This is a genomic window from Hirschia maritima DSM 19733, from assembly GCF_000378345.1.
GTDB lineage: Bacteria > Pseudomonadota > Alphaproteobacteria > Caulobacterales > Hyphomonadaceae > Hirschia > Hirschia maritima.
In genome coordinates, this window is record NZ_KB899545.1 from 233807 (window position 1) to 255576 (window position 21770).

Below are 21770 nucleotides of genomic sequence, written 5' to 3' on the forward strand. Positions count from 1 at the left end.
TTTGAATGAGAATTACTCTCAATTATGTTGTCATTTTATCACACTACCTAATGGCATGAAAACAAAAGGCCGTTGCAATTGATGCAACGGCCCCAGTTAAAAGTATGTTGAGTCTCAATTAGATCGGCATTTGAGGGCAAACTAAGAATTTCTCACCAGTTTTCTTGGCGTCATAACGACGAACAGTATCTGCATCCAACATATCTGTTAGAGAGAGTTCTTCTGTGTAGTTGCTTGCAAAAGTCGTTGTTAGTTCTTTAGCGACACGTGTCCGCAATCTTACAGCGACTTCCATGCCAGCTTTTGCAAGGAAGTTTGGCAATAGCCAGCCTCCAACACCCCAAGCCATACCATAGCCGCGTGATAGTGTCGTCGGAGCTGTGTCTAGGCCACCATACAGATATACTTGTTTGTGTTTGACGGAACCGTAAATGCTGTAAGCGCCAGGTGTACGTGCGGCCGCTGCTTCCATTGCTGACAGGATATTAGATGCCAAGTGTCCGCCACCTGTTGCGTCAAAAGCTAGAGTAGCACCGGTTTCGTGGATCGCATTAATAAGATCCTTCATGAATGTTTCTTTGCTGCTGTTAACAACATATTTTGCGCCCATATCACGCAGCACTTTCTCTTGCTCATCTTTACGAACGACATTGACGAGGTCCACACCATCAGCTTGACAAATTCGGTTTAGCATTTGTCCTAAATTCGATGCAGCGGCTGTGTGCACAAGAGCTGTGTGGCCGTCCATGCGCATTGTTTCAATCATACAAAGCGCTGTAAGAGGGTTCACAAAACTAGATGCACCTTCTTTGGCAGTATTGCCTTCAAGAAGCGGAAGACAATTCATTGCATCTACAACTTGGTATTGAGCGTACATTCCGCCGCCCATCGCAGCCACCGTCTTGCCAAGTAGGCTTTGAGCGTATTCGCCAGATCCGGCTGCCACAACAACACCCGCGCCTTCATTTCCGATTGGGAGAGCTTGGTCGTAGCGGGCTTTTAGAGCTGGCATGATTTGCGGTGCGATCGGAGCACTAAGGACTGCCTTTGACCCATCACCTGATGTTGTAGCTTGTGATGAGTCAGATAGACCAAGCATTACCGCTAGATCAGAAGGGTTGATTGGCGTTGCTTCAATGCGGACAACAACTTGATTTTCAGTTGGTGTTGGCATTTGTTTTTCAACCAATTCCATACGAAGTTGACCTTCGGATGAAACTGTTGAGCGCATTTGAAGATAATTTGCAGGCAATGACATGGTTGGCTCCCTAAAATAAGTTATTGTTCTTTTTCTTGTAGTTTGGCGTAGGCGTATTCACCGCCTTTTTTCAATGCAGCTTGATAAGCAGGGCGGGCGTGTATTTTCTTCACGAAGTCTTGGATGACAGGGGGAATGGTGTCTGGAGATCGCATCGTGAGTGCTTCCAATGGAAAACTCATCATTATGTCGGCAGCTGTAAATTCTGATCCCGCAAACCATTCATTTTTGGAAAGTGCATCCGACCAATATTTTACGTGGCTGGCGATTTGTGGACCAATGAAAGTCTGGATTGCTTTATCACGGACTTTGCGAACGATCGGACGGATAAGGCCGCCGGCTTTTTCGGGAAGGCGATCAAAAACTAGTTTCATCAAAAGCGGGGGCATTGCAGAGCCTTCTGCATAATGAATCCAATGGTTCATGGCCAAACCTTCATTAGTGGAAAAGTCTGGGTTTAGAGGCCCGTTGCCATAGATGTTGAGAATGTAGTCAAAGATTGCCCCAGTTTCAGCGATAACTTTGCCTTCATGTTCGAGGACGGGTGATTTTCCCAATGGGTGAACATTTTTAAGCTCTTGTGGAGCTAACATTGTGACTGGGTCACGCTGGTAGGATTTGATTTGATAAGCAAAACCTAATTCTTCTAACAACCACAATACACGTTGCGATCGCGAGTTGTTTAGGTGATGAATAGTAAACACAGGCAGCCCTCATTATTTTGTTTGTTGATTCAAAATTATGCACGATGACGTGATGCTGCAAGCGTATTTTAGCGTTACCTTAGGTGAGTTTGGGCGCGTTTTAATACGCAAAATGAAGTGAAAATGATTATAAATACACCTCGTTTTTTTAGGAGTAACCTTTCTAAGCGACTGTAATTAAAAAGAATAATTACATTCTGTTTTCAGTGCTGTGCGATATCAAAAAATGGTTCAATTTTGCTACAAAAAATTTGAACAAACGTACAAAATAATTGTTTGGAACGGCATTATCTGAGCAATTTTGCGAGCTTATCTGCGTTGTAAGTGACTATTCCAGAGGCTCCAGCGCGTTTGAAAGCAGATGTGATTTCAACAATCGCGAGCTCTTCGTCTATCCATCCACGTTCAGCTGATGCTTGGATTGCAGCGTATTCGCCAGAAACGTGAAAAACAAAAGTAGGGACTTTTAGCTCGTTAGAAATTCGTTGAACAATATCCAAATAAGGTAGGCCTGGTTTGACCATCACCATGTCGGCACCTTCTTCGATGTCTAGTGCAGTTTCTCGAATTGCTTCTTCTGAGTTTCCAAAATCCATTTGGTAAGTCTTTTTGTCACCTTTAAGAGCAGTAGCGGACCCAACTGCTTCGCGGTAGGGGCCATAAAAGGCAGATACATATTTCGCAGCATAAGAAAGGATAAGCGTATTCGTATATCCGGCGTGTTCTAGGCCAGAACGAATTGCGCCAATACGTCCATCCATCATATCGGAAGGTGCGACGACATCTGCTCCGGCTTGTGCTTGAACAAGAGCTTGCTTGACCAGCAACTCCGTCGTCTCATCATTGAGAACATATCCATCGTTATCGATAAGACCGTCATGGCCATGAGAGGTGAATGGATCTAACGCAACATCGCATATGATGCCAACTTCCGGAGCGGCTGCTTTCATAGCGCGAATGGCTTCAGGCACGAGACCGTTAGGGTTGAGAGCTTCGGTGCCCGTTTCGTCTTTTTTTGATGGATCTATGTTGGGGAACATCGCTATGGCGGGGATTCCAAGATCCAGCGCTGTTTTTGCTGTTTTAACAGCTTCCTCGATGTTCAACCGATCCACACCTGGCATCGCTTGGACGGGGATGCGAGGTTGTTCTCCATCATGAACGATAATTGACCAGATTAGATCGTCAGCTGTAGGCCGTGTTTCACGTGTTAATCGGCGCACCCAGTCTGCTTGGCGAGTTCTGCGTGGACGGTTTGCAGGAAAGGCCATGATGATACTCTCTTTAATGTGGTCTTTGATACAAGATTTAGAAAAACAGTCGTTTCACAGACTTTTGCATGAAGCAACGTTTTGAAACGTCCATTGTGCTTTTTTGTAACTGTTCTAGTTCCAATTGCCATGCGGCAAGGCGTCTGCGTGGAATTTCTTTAAATCCCATGCTTCTATAAAATTTTCCATTCCAAGGCACATCGCGGAATGTTGAAAGTGTTATGTGTTTGTAATCATGGTCACGTGCCGCTGAAATCGCCTCGAATACAAGTTGGCGTCCTAAACCGCGCTGTCCATGTTCAGGTAGCACCGAGACTTGATCCAAATACAGGCATTCTTGCTTGTGAGAACACAAAGCGAAACCGATAGGATTATCTCTCTCATCTGCAGAGATCCATAATAACCCATCGCCTAAACCCTGGCGCAGTTTCTCTTCGGGAATAGGTTGTAATTGAGCAGAAGTAGGCCCCAAATCAATCAGACCAGTATCGCGAAAAATTTCGCAAGATTTAATATCAATAAGTTGAAGCGTCTCAACTTCATCCGATCTGGCAGGGCGCAGTCGAAATATTGTCTCGTATTTATAGGCAAGATTACTCATGAGAGAATGTAAGCTTTAAATTTCTTATCAAGATATAAATATGACTGCTTTTGGTCGTTTAGCTGGTTTATTTTACACACGTCGGTCTGGCGGCAAATTAAACAAGAGTTCAAATCTATAATTCGGGAATGAGTAGGAAATAAGGCTCGGTGCAGTGATGTTGTTTCGTTGGGGGCATCTGATCCTGCTGTCTTGTTTCTTTTGAAGGGGGAATATAGAACCCGTGAAAATATAAAACGGGACGATTAGGGTTAGCTCTAATCAAAATACAGTGAGATAAAATGAGCAATTCAGAAGTAGTGACACGTCAATCTGGCGTCGTTGGACATATTACACTTAACCGCCCCAAGGCACTTCATGCACTGAACACTGCCATGTGTGCTGAGATTTCTGCGACGCTGGCGGAATGGAAAGATAATTCTGACATCAAGCTCGTAGTTATCGATCATGCTGAGGGTACGAGAGGGTTTTGTGCTGGGGGCGATATTAAACCAATGGCCGTATCAGGGCGGGGAGACGGTGTCGAAGTTAGGAAATTCTTCGAAACAGAATACCGTATGAATGTTCAGCTATTTGAATTCCCCAAACCAGTTGTGTCCTTTATCGACGGAATAACAATGGGCGGCGGTGTTGGCTTGAGCGCGCATGGCAGCCACACAATTGCGACTGAAAATACTGTGTTTGCAATGCCAGAGACTGGAATTGGATTATTTCCAGATGTCGGCGGAGGATGGTTCCTACCACGTTTGGGGGCTGGACTTGGAGAATGGCTTGGATTGACGGGTGCTAGACTGAAAGGGGCTGACGTAGCTGCCGCTGGAATTGCGACTCATTATGTGGAAGAAAGTGTGCTGGCAGCCATCAAAGAGTCTGTCATGGGTGGCGAACTAGATTTATTGGAAGCTATGGAGTGGGATGAGTATGGATCCTTTAAAAAGCATCTAAATACCATCAATAAGTGCTTCGATAAGACAAGCGTGGAGGAAATATTCTCAGCGCTGGAGGAAGACTGCAGCGAATGGGCACTAAAGCAATTGTCTATTATGAAGAGCAAATGCCCGTTTTCAATGAAAGTTACTCTGCGCCAATTGAATGAAGGCGGAAAGCTAGAGAGCTTCAGAGATGTTATGGCTATGGAGTTTCGATTAGCTAATCGCTCTGTGCGCCGCGCAGATTTTGCTGAAGGTGTTCGTGCTGTTGTCATTGATAAAGACAATAAACCCAAATGGTCTCCTGCATCATTGGAAGAAATAGATGAAGCTGATTTGGAGAAAATGTTTAGCCCACTAGAAGAGGGTGAGTTGAGCTTTGTTTAGGGGATAAACACATTATGGTTTCTAAGAAATCGCAGGTTTATATAAAATATTCTGCGATTTTCTCAGAAAAAAATTGACAAAAATTGCTAGAAAGTTGCGATTCGTTATTTAGCATTAGCATTTTGTTAGAATCATTTGGGTAGTTTCGTCATCAGCCAATAAAAACAAAATGTATAGTGGTGATGGTGATGATGATTGAAGCTAACGCATCTAAAATGGATGTGGACGATACTATTGAATATTCTTTTCTAAGTTCTTTGTCTCTACTCGAGCAAGCGCACCGTCGTTTGCACGATGTTGTAAAAGACAATCTTGAACGTTCTGGTGAGCGTTACCTTACAGGTGTTCAAGCTCTTCTTCTTTATGAAATTGGTGAATCAGAAACACCTGCTAGCACTCTTCGTGCTCGTGGAGCGTTTGCTGGTACGTCAATGTCGTACAATGTGAAGAAGTTGCAAGAAGGTGGTTACCTTGTGCAAACACGTTCGGATGATGACCGTCGTACAGTCTTACTTAAGTTGACTGAGAGCGGTTTGGACGTGCGGAGCAAAGTTGCACAATTGTTTGACCGTCAAGCGCAGGCTCTAGAGCCAACAGCGTCTGTACGTAATGATGATTTGCAGCACATGAACAAGACAATTTCTCGTCTTGAGCGTTTCTGGTCTGACCAAATTCGCTACCGTCTCTAATTTATAGAGGCATTCAAGTTTAAGCGGGCGTTTAATCAGTTTCCCCGAACTGATTTTGAGGGGCACCTGCAAAAAAGGCGCAATACTGTGAGGGTATTGCGCCTTTTTTCTTGTTTCGAGTTTTATTGCGGAATTTTTGTCCTATATTCGAGTACTGATTAGGCAAAATTGGGAGATCCGTGCTTGTCTAGTATGAACTTTAAAGACCTAGTGCGACGTTTATGCAGTTTTCTTTTTGGAAAAAAAGAATTAGTCATAACATTAGAAACGCACCTGGTTTAGTCTTGAGTCGGATGAAAGTGCGTCCCGGGTATGCTGCACCAAACTAGGAGCGCAGAGAATATGAGACATCTACACGCGTTTGAGGAAGCTTTGAGTTCCATTAGATCAGAGGGACGTTATCGCGTTTTTATTGATCTAAAACGGCATCGCGGTGAGTTTCCACGCGCGTCGGCTCGCTATGAAGACGGCCGTGAACAAGATGTAATTGTCTGGTGTTCAAACGATTATTTGGGAATGGGGCAAGATTCAGATGTACTGGATGGTATGCATGAAGCGATTGATACGTTTGGTGCTGGGTCCGGTGGAACTAGAAACATTTCTGGAACAACACGCTATCACGTGGATCTAGAAAAAGAGTTAGCCGACCTTCACGGTAAAGAAGGAGCTCTCTTATTCACATCTGGTTATGTTTCAAACGAAGCAACGCTTTCAACAATCGCCAAAATTTTACCTGATGTAATTATATATTCTGATGCGTTGAACCACGCCTCAATGATTGAAGGCATTCGTCGTTCAAATTGTGCTCGTCGTGTATTTAGGCACAATGATGTCGAGCACTTGCGGGCCCTTATGGAAAATGATCCTGAGGATGTGCCAAAGCTAATTGCCTTTGAGAGTGTTTATTCGATGGATGGTGATGTTGCGCCAATCGAAGAGATTTGCGATCTGGCAGACGAATTTGAAGCGTTGACTTACATTGATGAAGTGCACGCTGTTGGGTTGTATGGTGAAGAGGGAGCCGGCGTCACGCAAAGAGATGGTCTGGCTGATCGTATTGATATTATTGAAGGTACATTGGCCAAAGGTTTTGGGGTCATGGGCGGCTATATCACTGGTCGTTCGGCTGTGATCGATGCAATCCGTTCAATGGCTCCTGGATTTATCTTTACAACGTCTACTTGTCCGGTTCTTGCTGCCGGTGCTCTAACTTCTATTCGCAAGCTTCGCTCGGACGAGGGACGTGAATTGCGTCGACGCCATCAAGAAGCTGCTGCAATGTTGAAACAGAAGTTCAGAGACGCAAAGTTGCCTCTGATGGAATCTGAAACTCACATCGTTCCATTGCTTGTTGCAGACCCAGAGCGTTGTAAGGCGTTGTCTGACACTCTACTTCATGATTTTGGAATTTATGTTCAGCCAATTAATTATCCTACGGTTCCAAAGGGAACGGAACGCCTACGCTTCACACCTTCTCCAAACCACACGGAAGAAATGATGGATGAATTGGTGTCCGCGTTATTGGCAATTTGGGCGCAACTTGGACTCGAACGCGTCGCTTAGTTGAAGAATTTACGTCTTCCTGTATCCTCAAAATAGATGAGTCTTCTATTTTGAGGTGGCTTTATGGCTAAGAAAAGTGCGCGCGAAAAATTAGCTGTCAAGAAAGAGAAAAAGAAGGTCGTCATGGAAAAGGCTGTATGGGGAATGCAGCCGGGTGAAAGCCTAGTCGTTCTGACACCTCAAATTGTTGATGATTACATCAAGAATATTCCATACGGACACACAAAATCTATCGATGATATGAAAGCTGAAATGGCTGTAAAAGAAGAGTGTGATGCGACTTGCCCACTTTCAACAGCTATATTTGTACGAATGGTGGCCGACGCAGCGATAGAAGGTCTCAAAGAGGGGATGTTAGCCTCCGAGGTCAGCCCATTTTGGCGATTGATCGATGGGCAGCACAAAATTGCAAAGAAAATTGATATAGATTCAAAGTGGATTGACGAGCAGCGTGCGATGGAAGCAGCGGATTAGGTTTTGTCTTAGATTAGGTGATTGTAGAGAATGTCTGGTTCTTCACAAATGTATCTTGAGTTTAATCAAGTAGGAAAGGCGATGGAAGTGCGCGCTGTGGATGCGGGGGACGGATTGGAAGTATCGTTTATCGCACCTGTAAACACTCCCGAAGCAGAAATCACTTTGATTGCGCGCCGCAAGCTTGCCTATGTTCGGCGAAAATTAAGCGGTACAGCGTCAAGCAGTGATGAAAAGAATGCTGGTAAAAAAAGCCGAGATTCTCGACGAGGAATTGTTATCTAGTTCGCATACAAAAAAGCCAACCCGAAGGTTGGCTTTTTTAATTGAAGAAATTTAGCCTTTACGGCCACCTTTTCCCAGGCCTATTTTCTTTGCAAATTCCGATCTTCTTGCTGTGTAGCTAGGAGCAACCATAGGATAATCTGCAGAAAGCCCCCAACGTCTGCGGTAGTCGTCAGGTGACATATCGTAGCGTGAGCGTAAGTAACGCTTCAACATTTTTAGCTTTTTGCCATCTTCAAGACAAATAATGTACTCTTCAGTTACAGACTTGCTTATTGGAACTGCAGGTTTTGGGCGCTCATCTGCTTTTGTCTCAACTGGACTGGCTAGATTTGAAACTGTCGCATGAACTGACTTGATTACATCAGGCAAGTTATCAGTAGGAACTGGATTGTTCGAAACGAATGAAGATACGATTGTTGACGTCATTCGCATGATTTCGTTTTGAGATAGGACTTTATTTTCTATTTCGTCTGTCATTTATTCTACCAATATACGCGCTTTTATAAGCATTTTAAAAGTTCACTGCCAAATAAGTTAATAAAATTCAAGTATTAGTTTAGAATATAACCCATTACTTCGAAGTAAATGAAATTTATTTTCTGTAATGAGCAATTCTGCATAGTTTTGCTTGAAATCTTGCCAATTTCAGTATGAAGCCTTACGTGGTCTGAAAAGAAATCATGCGAGTTTGGAGAATCATATGACATCGTCTGCAAAAGGCTTGTTCACAAAATCAATTAAAGAGTCTGATCCTGAAGTATTTGCATCCATTCAGGATGAATTTGGGCGTCAATCTCAACAGATTGAATTGATTGCTTCTGAGAACATCACATCTCGCGCTGTTTTAGAAGCGCAGGGTACTGTTCTGACAAATAAATACGCAGAAGGGTATCCGGGCCGTCGTTATTACGGTGGTTGTGAATTTGTCGACGTCACAGAAAATTTTGCACGTGACCGCGCCAAGAAATTGTTCAATTGTGAATTTGCAAACGTACAGCCATCATCAGGTTCGCAAGCAAACCAAGGTGTGTTTCAAGCTTTGATCAAGCCGGGTGACACGATTTTGGGGATGAGCCTTGCCGCAGGTGGTCACTTAACTCACGGCGCGAAACCAAACCAATCTGGAAAATGGTTTAACGCGGTTCAATATGGTGTACGTGAAGACAACCACTTAATTGATTTTGAAGAAGTTGAAAAATTAGCTCTTGAGCACAAACCGCAATTGATTATTGCTGGTGGATCTGCTTATCCGCGCCAAATTGATTTTGCTAAATTTCGTGAAATTGCAGATAAAGTTGGCGCCTTTTTCATGGTGGATATGGCGCACTTTGCTGGGCTTGTTGCTGCAGGTGAGCACCCAAACCCACTTGAATTTGCAGATGTAGCCACAACGACAACACACAAAACATTGCGTGGTCCTCGTGGTGGAATGATCCTCACAAATAACGCTGACATAGCAAAGAAAGTTAACTCTGCTATCTTCCCAGGTATTCAGGGTGGTCCATTGATGCACGCAATCGCAGGTAAAGCTGTTGCATTCGGTGAAGCATTGTCTCCTGACTTTAAGGTGTATGCCAAGCAAGTCATCGATAACGCACAAGCGATGGCATCAGCATTAAAAGAAGGTGGGTTGGACATCGTCTCCGGGGGCACCGATACTCACGTGGTTCTTGTAGATCTTCGTCCCAAAGGCGTAACCGGAAAAGATACTGAGGAAGCGCTGGAGCGTGCTTTCATTACTTGTAACAAAAACGGTGTACCTTTTGATCCAGCGCCTCCAATGGTAACATCTGGAATACGTGTTGGGTCACCGGCTGCAACTTCACGCGGATTCGGGGTTGAAGAGTTCACGCAGGTAGGTCGTTGGATTGTAGAAATTGTAGATGCTGTTGCATCTGGAGAAGACTCAAGCGCTATTGAGGAAAGAGTGAAAGGTGAAGTTATCGAAATGACGGCGCGTTTCCCAATTTATGACGGTCCAATCGCAGGTAAATAAGCTTAAGACCGAAAATAGTAGTTTGGCCGTTTCAGTGGGATCATTGAAGCGGCATAAGAATAGGAGTTGCAGGCATGCGTTGTCCTTTTTGTCAGTCGAGCGATACAGTTGTACGTGATAGTCGATCTGCTGAAGAGGATACGGCAGTTCGTCGTCGTCGCGCATGCCAGACTTGCGGTGGACGATTTACGACGTTTGAGCGCGTTCAATTGCGAGACTTAATGGTCTCCAAAAGAGATGGAAAAAAAGCTCTTTTTGATCGTGAAAAATTAGCTCGATCGATTAAGATTGCACTTCAAAAACGTCCGGTAGACGAAGAACAAATTGATCAGATGATTTCTGGTATCGTTAGGCGTCTTGAAAGTTCAACCGAGGAAGAGGTGACTTCGGTTGAAGTTGGTGAGCTTGTGATGGAAGCTCTATCTGCTTTGGATCCTGTTGGATATGTGCGTTACGCATCTGTTTATCGTGATTTTAAAAATCCATCAGATTTTGCCCGTTTCATTGAAAAGCACACTGCAAAACTTGGTGATGCGGATAAAGAATGAGTGAAGTAGACTTTCCAAAAGTTACGCTAAAATTAGCAACTTCACTTGATGGACGTATTGCGACGTCTACAGGTGAGAGCCAATGGATCACGGGAACTGAAGCACGCCAAATAGTGCATCAATTGCGTGCGGAGCATGATGTCGTGCTTGTCGGCTCAGGCACTGCATTAGCCGATGACCCCATGTTGACTGCCCGAATTGACCCTGAACCAAAGGTGCAGCCAACGCGTATGGTTGTTGATAGCAGTCTGCGAACGCCTCTGACTCATAAGATTGTCGAGACAGCAAAACAATATCGAACGATTTTAGTCTCAGGCCTTCATGTTGAAGAAGACGATGAGCTTCCTTTTGTTGCAAAAAGTGTCGATGTTTGGAGCCTGGCTATTGCGCCAGGTGGAGGTGTGTCTATTCGTGCTCTGCTGACGCGATGTGCTGAAGAGGGGATTTCTTCGATTTTTCTGGAAGGTGGAGGCAAGTTGGCTGCATCATTCTTGAAGGGTGGACATGTCGACAAAGTTGAATGGTTTCGCGCACCCATGATTATTGGAGGTGATGGAATACCCTGTCTTGCATCTCTTGGAATAGAGCAATTGAATGAGGTCGCTGACTGGGAAAGAACCCGATTAGAGGTTTGCGGAAAAGATGTTTGGGAAAGCTTTTCTAAAAAACTTTAGGCCTAGCAATTGGACAAACTATTGCACTGCACCTAAATGAATGTAGAAGCCTTTGTAAGGCATATTTTTTAGTTTCAAAGAAAGCATCGGAATGTTTACAGGGCTCGTCACTGATCTAGGCCGTATTGAAGATGTTAAAGATGAAAATGGCGTGCGTCGTTTTCGTGTTGAAAGCTCATATGATGTGAGTGACATTGAGATGGGTGCTTCCATCATGCATTCAGGCGTATGCCTAACAGTCGTGGCATTTGATCAGAATGCAGATGGTTGTTGGTTTGATGTTGAAGCGGTGCAAGAAACATTAGACAAGACTGTATTAGGCAGTTGGATCGGGGGCACGAAAGTTAACCTCGAGCAAAGCTTGGCTTTAGGCGATAAGCTTGGTGGACATTTTGTTTTTGGTCATGTTGATGGCGTTGGTGAGGTTATCTCTGTCACCCCTGAAGGTGGCTCAAGACGCATCCGGTTCGCTTTACCAAAGACGTTGTCTAAATATGTTGCAGAAAAAGGTTCGATCGCAATTGATGGGGTTTCCCTAACGGTGGCTGCCGTCGGCGAAGAAAATGGTATAGACTGGTTCGAAGTTGCGGTTATCCCTCACACTTGGGAAGTTACTACAATTGGTGAGATGTCACCCGGTCGCAAAGTGAATCTGGAAGCAGATATGCTCGCACGGTACGTCGCGCGTATGCTTGGTAAGGAATAAGAATTAAATGGCTGAAGATTTTTCAACAGCAATCTCCCCGATTGAAGAAATCATTGAAGATGCTCGTAATGGCAAAATGTATATTCTTGTGGATGCAGAAGACCGCGAGAATGAGGGGGATTTAATTATTCCTGCGCAGTTTGCGACACCGGATCAGGTGAATTTCATGGCCAAATATGGTCGTGGGTTGATTTGTTTGGCGATGAACAGAGATCGTGCACGTGGTCTGGATCTAGATATGATGGCGCGTGAAAACCGTGAGAGCATGCAGACGGCCTTTACAGTTTCGATCGAAGCAAAAGAAGGTGTAACGACTGGTATTTCAGCGCACGATCGTTCTCACACTGTTGCAGTTGCGATTGATCCGACTAAAGGTCCGGATGATATTGTATCTCCAGGACACGTATTTCCACTAGTTGCTAGAGATGGTGGTGTTCTTGTACGTGCAGGGCACACTGAAGCTGCGGTCGATATTTCGCGTTTGGCAGGACTTTATCCAGCTGGTGTGATTTGTGAAATTATGAATGATGATGGTTCGATGGCTCGATTGCCAGAACTTGTTTCCTTCGCTCAATTGCACGGCCTGAAGGTTGGTACTATCGCAGATTTGATTGCGTATCGTCGCCGTGAAGACCGTTTCCTTGAACGCCGCATAGAATCTGATTTTAAATCCGCTCATGGCGGCGAATTTCGCTTGATCGTCTTTAAGAACACAATCGATGACACAGAACATGTTGCTCTTGTGAAAGGGCGTATTTCTGGAGATGAGCAGACGCTCGTACGTGTTCACCGCGTTGACTTCCTAACCGATGTACTAGGACAAGCTGGTGGGCGTGAAGACGCCGTACAAAAAGCGATAAAAACTTTAAGTGAGTCTGACGAAAATGGTGTTGCTGTTTTTGTGCGCATGGGCTCCAAGGCCGACCTAGCGACGCAATTAGGCGGTGTCGATGATGGGAAACCTGACCCATCCGCTCCATTGCGTGAATATGGGATAGGGGCTCAGATTCTAAAAGATCTCGGTGTTCGCCGTATGATCGTGATGAGCAACCATGAACCTTCTTCACTTCCTGGACTTGACGGATACGGTCTGTCGGTAGAGGGATGGCGTGCGTTTTCTGGAGACGAATAGATTATGAGCGATATTTCCCCACACATCTTGATCGTGACTTCACGTTATTACGAGAAAATTGTGCTTGAGTTGGAAGCCGGTGTTGAAGAAGCATTGGATCGTGCAGGTGCAACCTACGAAACGATTGAAGTGCCGGGAGCTTTCGAAATCCCGGCCGCCATTCGAATGGCAATGGAAGCGGCCGAATTTGATGGCTATGTCGGGCTAGGGTGTGTCGTGCGTGGCGAAACATCTCATTATGATTACGTATGTGGAGAAAGCGCGCGTGCAATGATGGATATTTCGCTCCAAGGCACGCCAATTGGTTTTGGAATTCTGACTGTAGAGAACCAGGATCAAGCTTGGGTGCGGGCCGACCGAAAACAAAAAAATAAAGGTCAAGAGATTGTCGATGCAGTAACCGCAATGGTGAATTTATCGCGTCACTTCTCTGATGTGGATGTGTAGATGACGAGTAAACCAGCCTTGGATAAAGACGCTGCAAGAAAACTTCGTAAAGTTAGCCGTTCAGGGGCAAGACTAGCTGCTGTGCAGGCGTTGTATCAGATTGAACAAACAGGACGCTCTGGGCGCTCTGTGATTGATGATTATTGTGAAGACGGAATCGGTCTTGATGATGAAGGTCAGCCAATCGAAGCTGCCGATCCGGAAATCTTTCGCGATACCGTCGAGGGCGTTATTGGCGCGTTGGATGATATCAATACTGCAATCGTAAAACGTTTGGCTGATGGCTGGAAGATTGAACGTCTTGATGCAACATCGCGCGCTATATTGCGAGCTGGTGTTTTCGAATTGATGAAACGTGATGATTTGCCAGCTCAAATTATTCTGGATGAATATGTTGGGATTGCCCACGCATTTTTTGACGATGCTGAACCACGTTTTATTAATGGATTGCTGGAAAATGTACGTGAAGACGTGCGTGGAAGTGAGTAGTTGAAATCCATTTGATCAGGAGGCGGTATTATGAATGAGTTTGATGTTATCAAATCTTGTTTCGCACCGCTTGTGACGTCGCCAAATGCTTATGCGTTGAAAGATGATGTTGCGTCTGTAGAGCCTCCAGAAGGCCGAAAATTGATCATTACGACGGACACTCTTGTGGAGGGTGTCCATTTTTTACCGGATGACCCACTCGAATCTGTTGCTCAAAAATTGGTACGGGTAAACGTCTCTGATGTTCTGGCTAAAGGCGGAGTACCTTGGTCGGCCGTTTTAACACTTAGTTGGAACAAAGAACGAAAGACATCACAGGTTCAGCAGTTCGCGGATGGCTTGAAAGCTGATCTTAGACTTTGGGATATTTCGTTATTGGGCGGAGATACAACATCAACTCCGGGGCCGATGACTGTGGGATTGACCCTTTTAGGTCATTGTTCTGAACGAGGTCCAATTCTTAGGTCGGGCGCTCAAATTGGTGATGAAATATGGGTGACGGGCACAATAGGCGATGGCGCGCTTGGGCTGAGGGCGGCTAAATCTTCTTTGGAAGATGTTTGCGAAGAAGATAAAGCGCTGTTGGCTTGGAAGTATCGGGTGCCTGAACTGCCTGATGGCGAGATTGCGAGAATTATTTCTCTATATGCGATGGGCAGTGCAGATATATCTGATGGTTTGCTTGCTGACCTTGGCAATATTACAGAAACGTCCAACGTGTCTGCTGTAGTGAATGGCGATGATGTGCCACTTAGTGAAGCCGCGCAGGCGTGTTTGAAATTGGGAAAATTCAGCAAGCTTGACCTCTATACAGGCGGTGATGATTATCAATGTCTATTCACTGCATCTCCTGAAAAAAGAATTGAGATATTGAATGCAGCGAAGGGGGCAGGAATAGCTCTTGCCTGTATCGGGCATATTGAAGCTGGGCAGGGTGTTTTTGTACAGATGAGTGATGGGCAGCGAGTGAAGCCCGCAAAAACCGGCTGGTCTCATCTGTGATTGATCATCAATAGTTGGAAATTAAACTGCCTTCAAAATAACTCATTCCAATAACGGAGTTTAAACTTCTCTTGTTTAGCCTATGGAGAGCTATCAGGAGACTTTAATGCGCGGCTTTTCAAAATTTCTTGCAATTTGTGCCCTTGGGCTTGCCGTTTCAGCTAGCGGGCAATCTGCATATGCAGCTGGCGATGCAAACAAGAAAGAAGAAAAAGAGATCAATCGTTCTGTTGAACTCAATGCGATGGTCTTCCCCGTGTTTGATAAAGATCGTGAAATTATCAACTATCTCTATGTAAATGCACGTATGTTGGTTGCCGATGGCAAAGGTGTTTGGGATTACCGTGAGAAGGCACACATTGTGCGCGATGTTGTTCTTCGGGCGGCACACCGGAAGAGTGTGCACTTAAAAGGCAATTACTCACGCATCGATGAAGAAAAAGCTGAAAAACTATTTGTTGATTCAGTGAACAAAGAATTGGGTGAAAAAGCTTTCACTTCAATCACATTTCTTCAAGTTGCTAGCCAAGAGCTTGGCTAGCATTGTAGTCATTTATCAGATTATTTAGACTTTAATTTTGTACGTTCTCTTACGAACCTGGTCCGTTGCGTTCATCGTCACCTAGGCCAGATGGTAGACCTGCTCCTATTGTTCCAAACAATTGCTCAAGAATGCCCAGCTCGCGACCACGTGTAGGCGTTTCCCGAGATACATAGTTTATGACTTCACCCGCATCCATATCGTATGTGAGTACATCGGTAACTTGATCTTCTTCATCAAATTGAATTGCCACAATATTGCGTCTGACGACCTTCGGACGGTGGTAAGTCAACTGCTCACGCGTGGCTGACATATAAACCCAAAGGCTATCATCAAAGACACTTGTTGTTGACGGCGACCCTAAACGCGCAATAACAGTTGAGCGCGTATCAACTGATGGTTCGATGTCTGCAGGTAAAACCTGATCAGGCAGATAGCCATGAAAATTGCGAGAAGCCTGACAGGCATTTAACGCAAGAATTGCTGCGCAGGCTGTTAAAATCTTAAACTTCACCATATGAGGAACTCCAACTCGTCGATACTGTGGTAACGGGTTGAGGTGTTGTTTGGCAAGCGGAGTATAGCAAATGGGACTGCTGAAAAGTATTTTTCTGGGAAAAAAAGCATTAAAAGCCATTCCAGAGGGGCTTCACATTTCAATAATGGAGCAATCGCTTCAGCCAGCTTTCTTTGGAGATGGTAAAGTTGGCGACTCTTTTGCCGGACGGTTTGAGATTGTGTCCATTCATGCAGCTTTGTTATTTCGTCGGCTAAGAGAGTGTGGAGATGCCGGAAACGACCTTGCTCAGGATACATTCAATGAATTGTTTTCTGGCTTTGATGATGCTCTGCGTGAGATCGGCACAGGAGATCTTAAAGTTGGAAAGAAAGTCCGTGTGATAGGTGAATCCTTTTATGGGCGCGCTAAAGCTTATGACGATGCGCTTGCCTCCGATGAGGAAGATGCGTTGAAAGATGCAATTGTGCGCAATATGGAGCTCAATGAAGAGTTTTCTGCTGTATTGGCGAAATATGCAAAAGAGGCCGTGTCTAATTTTACAAGGCAATCAGAGGAAGATCTGTTGAGTGGCAAAATTCAATGGGCATCCTCAGAAGAAGTTTCACTTTGGGCACCCAAGCACTAGCTAACTTAGTTAGACGTGTTAATAGGGCAGGAAACAATAGTTAAGTATGGGCAAATTTAATGACTGAAACTCAAGTCATTTCCATTGATGGCATGGGCGGCGATGACGGCGCGCAAATGGTCGTCGCGGGACTGGATCTGTTTGCAAAATCAAATCAGGATGTGCGTTTTCTTGTATTTGGTGATGAGGCGATTCTAAAGCCGCTTTTGGATGCAACACAATTTGCAAAAAACAACTCTGAAGTTCGTCACACCGAAAAAAGTGTGTCCATGGATGCAAAACCTGCTCAAGCTGTGCGGCAGGGCAAGGGCACCTCGATGTGGGGCGCTATCGAAGCTGTAAAAAAAGGAGAAGCATCTGCTGTTGTTTCTGCTGGAAATACAGGCGCATTGATGGCTATGGCCAAGCTAATATTGCGAACTATGGAAGGTATCCATCGTCCAGCTTTGTGTGCGAGTTGGCCGACTAAAAACGGTATGAGTGCTGTGCTGGATTTAGGAGCAGATATTACTGCCGATGGAGAGCAACTCGCCGAGTTTGCGATCATGGGTGAGGCATTTGCGAAAGCCGTGCATCATAAAGAAAACCCAAGTGTTGGTCTACTTAACATCGGGTCTGAAGATATGAAGGGGAATGATGCTCTGCGTTACGCGGCCTCACTTCTCAATGACCCCAAAGTGACTATCAATTACACCGGTTTTGTTGAGGGGAATGATATTTCCTTTGGAAAAGCCGATGTTGTAGTAACAGATGGGTTTACTGGAAACGTTGCTTTAAAAACTGCAGAAGGTGCGGTGAAGCTTATAGCCGAGTTTATGAGGGACGCTTTCAAATCGAATTTAATGGGAATGATAGGGGCTGCCCTTGCGGCACCTGCATTAAAGCGTCTAAAGAGTAAAATTGACCCTAGGGAATCAAATGGGGCAGTTTTCCTTGGTCTGAAAGGTATTGTCGTTAAAAGTCACGGCGGTATCGACGCATACGGTTATGAAAAGGCAATTCGCGTTGCGGCTGATATGGGAAGCTGCCACTTTGCTGAATTCATAGAGCCACGTCTTGCTCAGCTTAAAGAAGTTGTGGAAGAAAACGAGAAGAAAAATCAGACTGATACTGAGGCGGCTGAGTAAAAATTGAGTACCAATCAAACAGAGTTTCGCTCCGTAGTCACGGGTATTGGGGGATATCTTCCAGAACGGGTTTTGACGAATGAAGATTTGTCGAAAATGGTCGATACCGATGATAAATGGATCACTGAACGTACTGGGATCAAATCAAGACATATTGCGGCTGATGGTGAGTTGACCTCTGATATGGGGGTAAAAGCAGCATTAAAAGCGATGGAAGATGCTGGCGTCTCTGCAGATGATATTGATCTAATCGTATGTGCTACAGCTACACCGGATAAAACATTTCCGGCGACAGCTGCAATCATTCAAGCTAAATTAGGCATTCAACAAGGGGCTGCGTTTGATATCCAAGCTGTTTGCTCTGGATTTGTGTTTGCTATGGCGACAGCTGATAATTACCTAGCGCGTGGGCAGTTTAAGCGCGCGCTGGTGATCGGTGCGGAAACTTTTTCTCGTATTATAGATTGGTCAGACCGCGGCACGTGTGTGCTGTTCGGTGATGGCGGAGGAGCCGTGGTTCTAGAACGACAAGACGCAGAGCAGGCAGGTGAAAGCGGAGTGTTAGGTGCTCACCTTCGCACTGATGGGCGCTATGTTGATCTGTTACACGTTGATGGTGGGCCATCTTCAACTCAAACAGTCGGCCATTTACGCATGGTTGGAAATCAAGTGTTTAAACACGCTGTAAATAAGATTTCTGAATCAGTGCGAGTGGTAGCAGGTGAAGCTGGGTTAGAGTTGGGAGCTATTGATTGGATTGTTCCTCATCAGGCAAACCAACGAATTCTTTCCGCCGTTGCAAGAAATCTAGGTGTTGAAGAAAATCGAATCGTATCTACAGTAGCTACCCACGGAAATACTTCTGCCGCATCTGTTCCTCTCGCGCTAAATGAGCTGAACAAATCTGGCAAACTGAAAAAGGGTGATTCGGTACTAATCGAGGCGATTGGTGGCGGGTTATCTTGGGGTGCTGCGCTGTTTCGACTTTAATTAATGAATGGTAAATAGATGTAATCGTTCATTATTTGATGTAAACACACTTAACAAAGTCAGCATCTCGGGTTATGTTGAATCATAAACTTGGAGCGGCTGGCGTGACTGAAAAGACAATTACTCGAGCAGATATCGTTGATGCATTGGTGCAGGAAGTAGGCCTCACCAGGCAAGACTCTAGTGATTATCTAGAGAGAGTCCTTGAGATGGTTTGTGAAGAACTGGTCTCTGATAACTCTGTAAAGCTAGCACGTTTCGGAAATTTTGTAGTTCGGCGCAAAAATGCGCGGGTCGGGCGTAATCCTAAAACAGGAAAAGAAGCCCCTATAACCGCGCGCCGCGTTGTCACGTTTAAACCATCTCCTTTGATGCGTCGTCGTGTGGAATCCGCGCTCGCTTCAAAGGAATAAAGAATGAGTTCAATCGCTGCGAAGATCATCCATGATGATTTGGCTGAGATAAATCAAACTTCAGATGTTGTTTCTAGCCGTGATGAGAGCAGAAAAGTCTCAAAAGCTCGTGCGCTAAAACGTAAATCAGCAGAAGCTTTTCGTACAATAGGTGAGGCAGCGAAGGAGTTGGGTCTTAAAACGCACGTGTTGCGCTTTTGGGAAACAAAGTTTTCGCAGATATCACCAATGAAAAGACCCGATGGTAGGCGTTTTTATCGCCCGGAAGATATGTTGACGGTTCGGGCAATTCAGATTCTACTTCATGAGCGTGGAATGACGATCAAAGGTGCTCAACGGTATTTGGAAACAACGCCGGTTGCTGAGTTGCTAAATGAAGAGAGAATGACAATGCCTGTTGTTGCTGCTGGAAAATCTGTTCGTGACCTACAAGATGTAGTTAGAAACGCTGTTGAAGGTGGTGCTTTCAAGGCGGTAGCAGAAACCGATGGTGAAGCAGATGTGCCAAGAGAGCGTTTGGATCGTTTGTTGCAAGACCTTACAGGTTTAAAATCACGATTGGATGAAGTTCGTAAGGTATCCTAAAGCGCGGATCTGAATTTAAAGAATGGCTCTGTATTTTCGTATTGGAATGCAGAGCTTTTTTATGTGTGAAGTATCGAAAATTAGACGAGTTTTGATTGCAAGTCTCCAAGGGCTAGCTTATAAGAGCTGACTTGATTTGTCGGAGCGTGGCGCAGCCCGGTTAGCGCACTCGCCTGGGGGGCGAGGGGTCGCAGGTTCAAATCCTGCCGTTCCGACCATTTTCAGCATGCAGGGTTACTGAGGAATGTATGTTTCTCATCTTTGCCGGACTCCTATTTCTCCTAAAGTTTCAATTATTGTGCATCGCTTTGTTCTTTTACTCGCGTGCATACCTAGTTTGAATGATGAAGACGTCACCGAACGAGCTTAATTATCTTTTCAGATTGCTGAGCAAGTTGAGAGAAAAAGAAATGAAATTCGGTATTTTGTCTGGTGTAGCTTTGTTGGCCTTGGTTGGAGAATCTTTCGCGCAAGAAAGTGTGCAATCAATTTCAGTTGGATTAACTGTACAAACTGAACCTGAAACAATTTCTGTGAGCAAGTTTTCTGATGTCATGTTCCACTATGATGGGGGGGATTTTTATACAGTCGAAGGGGCTGCAGGGATGGATGCGACGCCTTCTGCCTGTTTAAAAGTAAGTACCGAAGAATTCGACATGAGGTTTGAGACCCAAAATGCTGCAAATGGTATTTTTCCGACGCTGCAAAACGCCGAATTAGATGATTTTGTGACGTATGAAATAGGACCTTCGTTTGATCTAACCTTTGCGCCTAACACTGAGGGCAAAGTCAGTGGGGATAACTACGTAATCGATGGAGCGCAAATGAGGTATTCAACTGCTGGGCAAACCTTGGGAGAAAATGGGTGTGCATCGGATGAATATCAATTTGGTTTTTTTGTGTTTCTACATGCTTCCGAGCATCATGCAGACCGCAGAAGTTATAAATCGGTTATTGAGAATTCAAGCATGCAGGCAGGAAATCCATATGTATTTACCGACACCGTTCTTATAACTTTTTCTCCAGCTTTGGGGTAATCTATAAATTCGAAAGAGAATTTAAGGTCAATCAAAAGATATGATTTATTGACGCATTCAAGGTGAAATTACTTGCGAACACTGTCCAGAAGTGCCAATTGCTTTGGGCATTGTTTACGGGTGGCACGATGTTAGAGTCCTTACTCTCTTTTTTTGAAGTATACCCTTGGGGCATATACGCCTGCTTTGTAATTCTTCCGTTTATTCAGGAAGATGCGGCAGTATTGGGCTCTGCAGCGGCAGCTGTTGCAGGGCTTGGTGAGCCTATACTCCTAGGTGTCGCAATTCTTCTCGGCCTCTCACTTAGTGATTTGTGGAAGTATTGGGCGGGCCGCGCAGCGTTAGAACACAAATGGGCTAAGAAATACGCCGATAAGCCGAGTGTAAAAAAAGCAAGAGATAATGTTGTGAACCATTTGGCAAAAAGCTTGATGGTTGTAAGATTTGTGCCTGGTACACGCATACCGTTTTATGTCGCTTCAGGCTTTTTCAAAGCGCCGTTTGACAAGTTTTCGTTCTTTGTCGTGTTCTCCGGCTTGGTCTATATTCTTCTGGCTTTTGCTTTGTTTTACGTCTTTGGCGAAGTGTTTGGTGAGCAAGCTCACAAGTATTTGCCGTTCATTGCATTAGGCTTGGTCGTCTTGGTTGTTGGTGGGCAGTACTTACGTATAAAATTGCGTCCCACTTCGCCATTGGAAGAGGAAATTGGACACGTCCATGAGGATGAGCAGGTTAGCAAAACGACAAATTAATGCTCATATAACTAGTTTTGCA

The 21770-nt window shown here is 44.9% G+C and carries 27 protein-coding genes and 1 tRNA gene; 22 read left to right on the forward strand and 6 right to left on the reverse strand.

The annotated features are described in order from the left end of the window. Nucleotides 1–118: 118 nt before the first annotated feature. The 4 genes from F551_RS0106485 to F551_RS0106500 form a co-directional block, all read right to left on the reverse strand. Entirely contained in the window at nt 119–1258 is a 1140-nt protein-coding gene (locus F551_RS0106485; protein ID WP_018996682.1) for a zinc-binding dehydrogenase, read from the reverse strand. A gap of 20 nt (nt 1259–1278) precedes the next feature. Then, entirely contained in the window at nt 1279–1962 is a 684-nt protein-coding gene (locus F551_RS0106490) for a glutathione S-transferase (protein WP_018996683.1), read from the reverse strand. 287 nt (nt 1963–2249) lie between these two features. After that, nucleotides 2250–3233: a porphobilinogen synthase gene (gene hemB / locus F551_RS0106495; protein ID WP_018996684.1), complete on the reverse strand. Its 984-nt coding sequence runs from the start codon at nt 3231–3233 to the stop codon at nt 2250–2252. 37 nt (nt 3234–3270) lie between these two features. Continuing rightward, nucleotides 3271–3834 carry a GNAT family N-acetyltransferase gene (locus F551_RS0106500; protein ID WP_018996685.1) on the reverse strand — a complete coding sequence of 188 codons (564 nt, stop codon included), beginning with the start codon at nt 3832–3834 and terminating at the stop codon, nt 3271–3273. 281 nt (nt 3835–4115) lie between these two features. Between F551_RS0106500 and F551_RS0106505 the strand changes: the two genes are divergently transcribed. The 5 genes from F551_RS0106505 (at nt 4116) to F551_RS0106525 (ending at nt 8161) form a co-directional block, all read left to right on the forward strand. Beyond that, entirely contained in the window at nt 4116–5150 is a 1035-nt protein-coding gene (locus tag F551_RS0106505) for an enoyl-CoA hydratase/isomerase family protein (protein ID WP_018996686.1), read from the forward strand. A gap of 188 nt (nt 5151–5338) precedes the next feature. After that, the gene (locus F551_RS0106510; protein WP_233355220.1) at nt 5339–5839 is read left to right on the forward strand and encodes a MarR family winged helix-turn-helix transcriptional regulator; all 501 of its coding nucleotides are present in this window, start codon (nt 5339–5341) and stop codon (nt 5837–5839) included. 342 nt (nt 5840–6181) lie between these two features. Beyond that, the gene (gene hemA / locus F551_RS0106515; protein ID WP_018996688.1) at nt 6182–7402 is read left to right on the forward strand and encodes a 5-aminolevulinate synthase; all 1221 of its coding nucleotides are present in this window, start codon (nt 6182–6184) and stop codon (nt 7400–7402) included. A 63-nt stretch (nt 7403–7465) separates the two neighbouring features. Beyond that, the gene (locus F551_RS0106520; RefSeq protein ID WP_018996689.1) at nt 7466–7876 is read left to right on the forward strand and encodes a hypothetical protein; all 411 of its coding nucleotides are present in this window, start codon (nt 7466–7468) and stop codon (nt 7874–7876) included. Nucleotides 7877–7906: 30 nt separating this feature from the next. Next, the gene (locus tag F551_RS0106525; RefSeq protein ID WP_018996690.1) at nt 7907–8161 is read left to right on the forward strand and encodes a DUF6898 family protein; all 255 of its coding nucleotides are present in this window, start codon (nt 7907–7909) and stop codon (nt 8159–8161) included. Between the two features lie 51 nt (nt 8162–8212). Here F551_RS0106525 and F551_RS0106530 read toward each other — a convergent pair whose 3' ends face one another. Next, entirely contained in the window at nt 8213–8641 is a 429-nt protein-coding gene (locus F551_RS0106530) for a MucR family transcriptional regulator (RefSeq protein ID WP_018996691.1), read from the reverse strand. Nucleotides 8642–8864: 223 nt separating this feature from the next. On the opposite strand from F551_RS0106530, the gene glyA reads away from it, so the two are divergent. From glyA to F551_RS0106575, 9 genes are all read left to right on the forward strand, one after another. Further along, the gene (glyA, locus tag F551_RS0106535) at nt 8865–10160 is read left to right on the forward strand and encodes a serine hydroxymethyltransferase (protein ID WP_018996692.1); all 1296 of its coding nucleotides are present in this window, start codon (nt 8865–8867) and stop codon (nt 10158–10160) included. 74 nt (nt 10161–10234) lie between these two features. After that, nucleotides 10235–10708 (forward strand): transcriptional regulator NrdR, encoded by a 474-nt coding sequence (nrdR, locus tag F551_RS0106540; RefSeq protein WP_018996693.1) that lies wholly within the window; start codon nt 10235–10237, stop codon nt 10706–10708. Continuing rightward, nucleotides 10705–11382, forward strand: coding sequence for a RibD family protein (locus F551_RS0106545; protein WP_018996694.1), 678 nt, complete (start codon nt 10705–10707; stop codon nt 11380–11382). Before nrdR ends, F551_RS0106545 begins: the two co-directional genes overlap by 4 nt. A 91-nt stretch (nt 11383–11473) precedes the next feature. Beyond that, the gene (locus tag F551_RS0106550) at nt 11474–12088 is read left to right on the forward strand and encodes a riboflavin synthase (protein WP_018996695.1); all 615 of its coding nucleotides are present in this window, start codon (nt 11474–11476) and stop codon (nt 12086–12088) included. Between the two features lie 7 nt (nt 12089–12095). After that, nucleotides 12096–13220 (forward strand): 3,4-dihydroxy-2-butanone-4-phosphate synthase, encoded by a 1125-nt coding sequence (gene ribB / locus F551_RS0106555; protein WP_018996696.1) that lies wholly within the window; start codon nt 12096–12098, stop codon nt 13218–13220. A gap of 3 nt (nt 13221–13223) precedes the next feature. Beyond that, a complete protein-coding gene (ribH, locus tag F551_RS0106560) occupies nt 13224–13667 on the forward strand; it encodes a 6,7-dimethyl-8-ribityllumazine synthase (RefSeq protein WP_018996697.1) in 444 nt (147 codons plus the stop codon). Beyond that, nucleotides 13668–14156: a transcription antitermination factor NusB gene (nusB, locus tag F551_RS0106565; protein ID WP_018996698.1), complete on the forward strand. Its 489-nt coding sequence runs from the start codon at nt 13668–13670 to the stop codon at nt 14154–14156. Nucleotides 14157–14186: 30 nt separating this feature from the next. Next, a complete protein-coding gene (gene thiL, locus F551_RS0106570) occupies nt 14187–15158 on the forward strand; it encodes a thiamine-phosphate kinase (protein ID WP_018996699.1) in 972 nt (323 codons plus the stop codon). 106 nt (nt 15159–15264) lie between these two features. Then, on the forward strand, nt 15265–15699 hold the full coding sequence (locus F551_RS0106575; protein ID WP_018996700.1) for a hypothetical protein: 435 nt from the start codon (nt 15265–15267) through the stop codon (nt 15697–15699). A 49-nt stretch (nt 15700–15748) separates the two neighbouring features. Here the strand turns inward: F551_RS0106575 and F551_RS0106580 are convergent, their stop codons facing one another. Next, nucleotides 15749–16216, reverse strand: a complete 468-nt coding sequence (locus F551_RS0106580) for an outer membrane protein assembly factor BamE (RefSeq protein WP_018996701.1) — start codon at nt 16214–16216, stop codon at nt 15749–15751. A 70-nt stretch (nt 16217–16286) separates the two neighbouring features. Here F551_RS0106580 and F551_RS0106585 point away from each other — a divergent pair, with 70 nt between their 5' ends. The 8 genes from F551_RS0106585 to F551_RS0106620 all read left to right on the forward strand — a co-directional run bounded on the left by F551_RS0106585 (nt 16287) and on the right by F551_RS0106620 (nt 21748). Further along, nucleotides 16287–16844 carry a ubiquinol-cytochrome C chaperone family protein gene (locus F551_RS0106585; RefSeq protein WP_018996702.1) on the forward strand — a complete coding sequence of 186 codons (558 nt, stop codon included), beginning with the start codon at nt 16287–16289 and terminating at the stop codon, nt 16842–16844. 59 nt (nt 16845–16903) lie between these two features. Continuing rightward, on the forward strand, nt 16904–17971 hold the full coding sequence (plsX, locus tag F551_RS0106590; RefSeq protein ID WP_018996703.1) for a phosphate acyltransferase PlsX: 1068 nt from the start codon (nt 16904–16906) through the stop codon (nt 17969–17971). 3 nt (nt 17972–17974) lie between these two features. Then, entirely contained in the window at nt 17975–18961 is a 987-nt protein-coding gene (locus F551_RS0106595; protein ID WP_026296692.1) for a beta-ketoacyl-ACP synthase III, read from the forward strand. Nucleotides 18962–19065: 104 nt separating this feature from the next. After that, nucleotides 19066–19374, forward strand: coding sequence for an integration host factor subunit alpha (locus F551_RS0106600; protein ID WP_026296693.1), 309 nt, complete (start codon nt 19066–19068; stop codon nt 19372–19374). Between the two features lie 3 nt (nt 19375–19377). Next, complete coding sequence (locus F551_RS16360; RefSeq protein ID WP_018996706.1) at nt 19378–19959, forward strand: MerR family transcriptional regulator; 582 nt, start codon at nt 19378–19380, stop codon at nt 19957–19959. A gap of 140 nt (nt 19960–20099) precedes the next feature. Continuing rightward, a tRNA-Pro gene (locus F551_RS0106610) sits at nt 20100–20177 on the forward strand. 192 nt (nt 20178–20369) lie between these two features. Next, a complete protein-coding gene (locus tag F551_RS0106615) occupies nt 20370–20996 on the forward strand; it encodes a hypothetical protein (protein ID WP_018996707.1) in 627 nt (208 codons plus the stop codon). A 128-nt stretch (nt 20997–21124) separates the two neighbouring features. Next, on the forward strand, nt 21125–21748 hold the full coding sequence (locus tag F551_RS0106620; RefSeq protein ID WP_018996708.1) for a VTT domain-containing protein: 624 nt from the start codon (nt 21125–21127) through the stop codon (nt 21746–21748). The last annotated feature ends 22 nt before the right edge of the window (nt 21749–21770 follow it).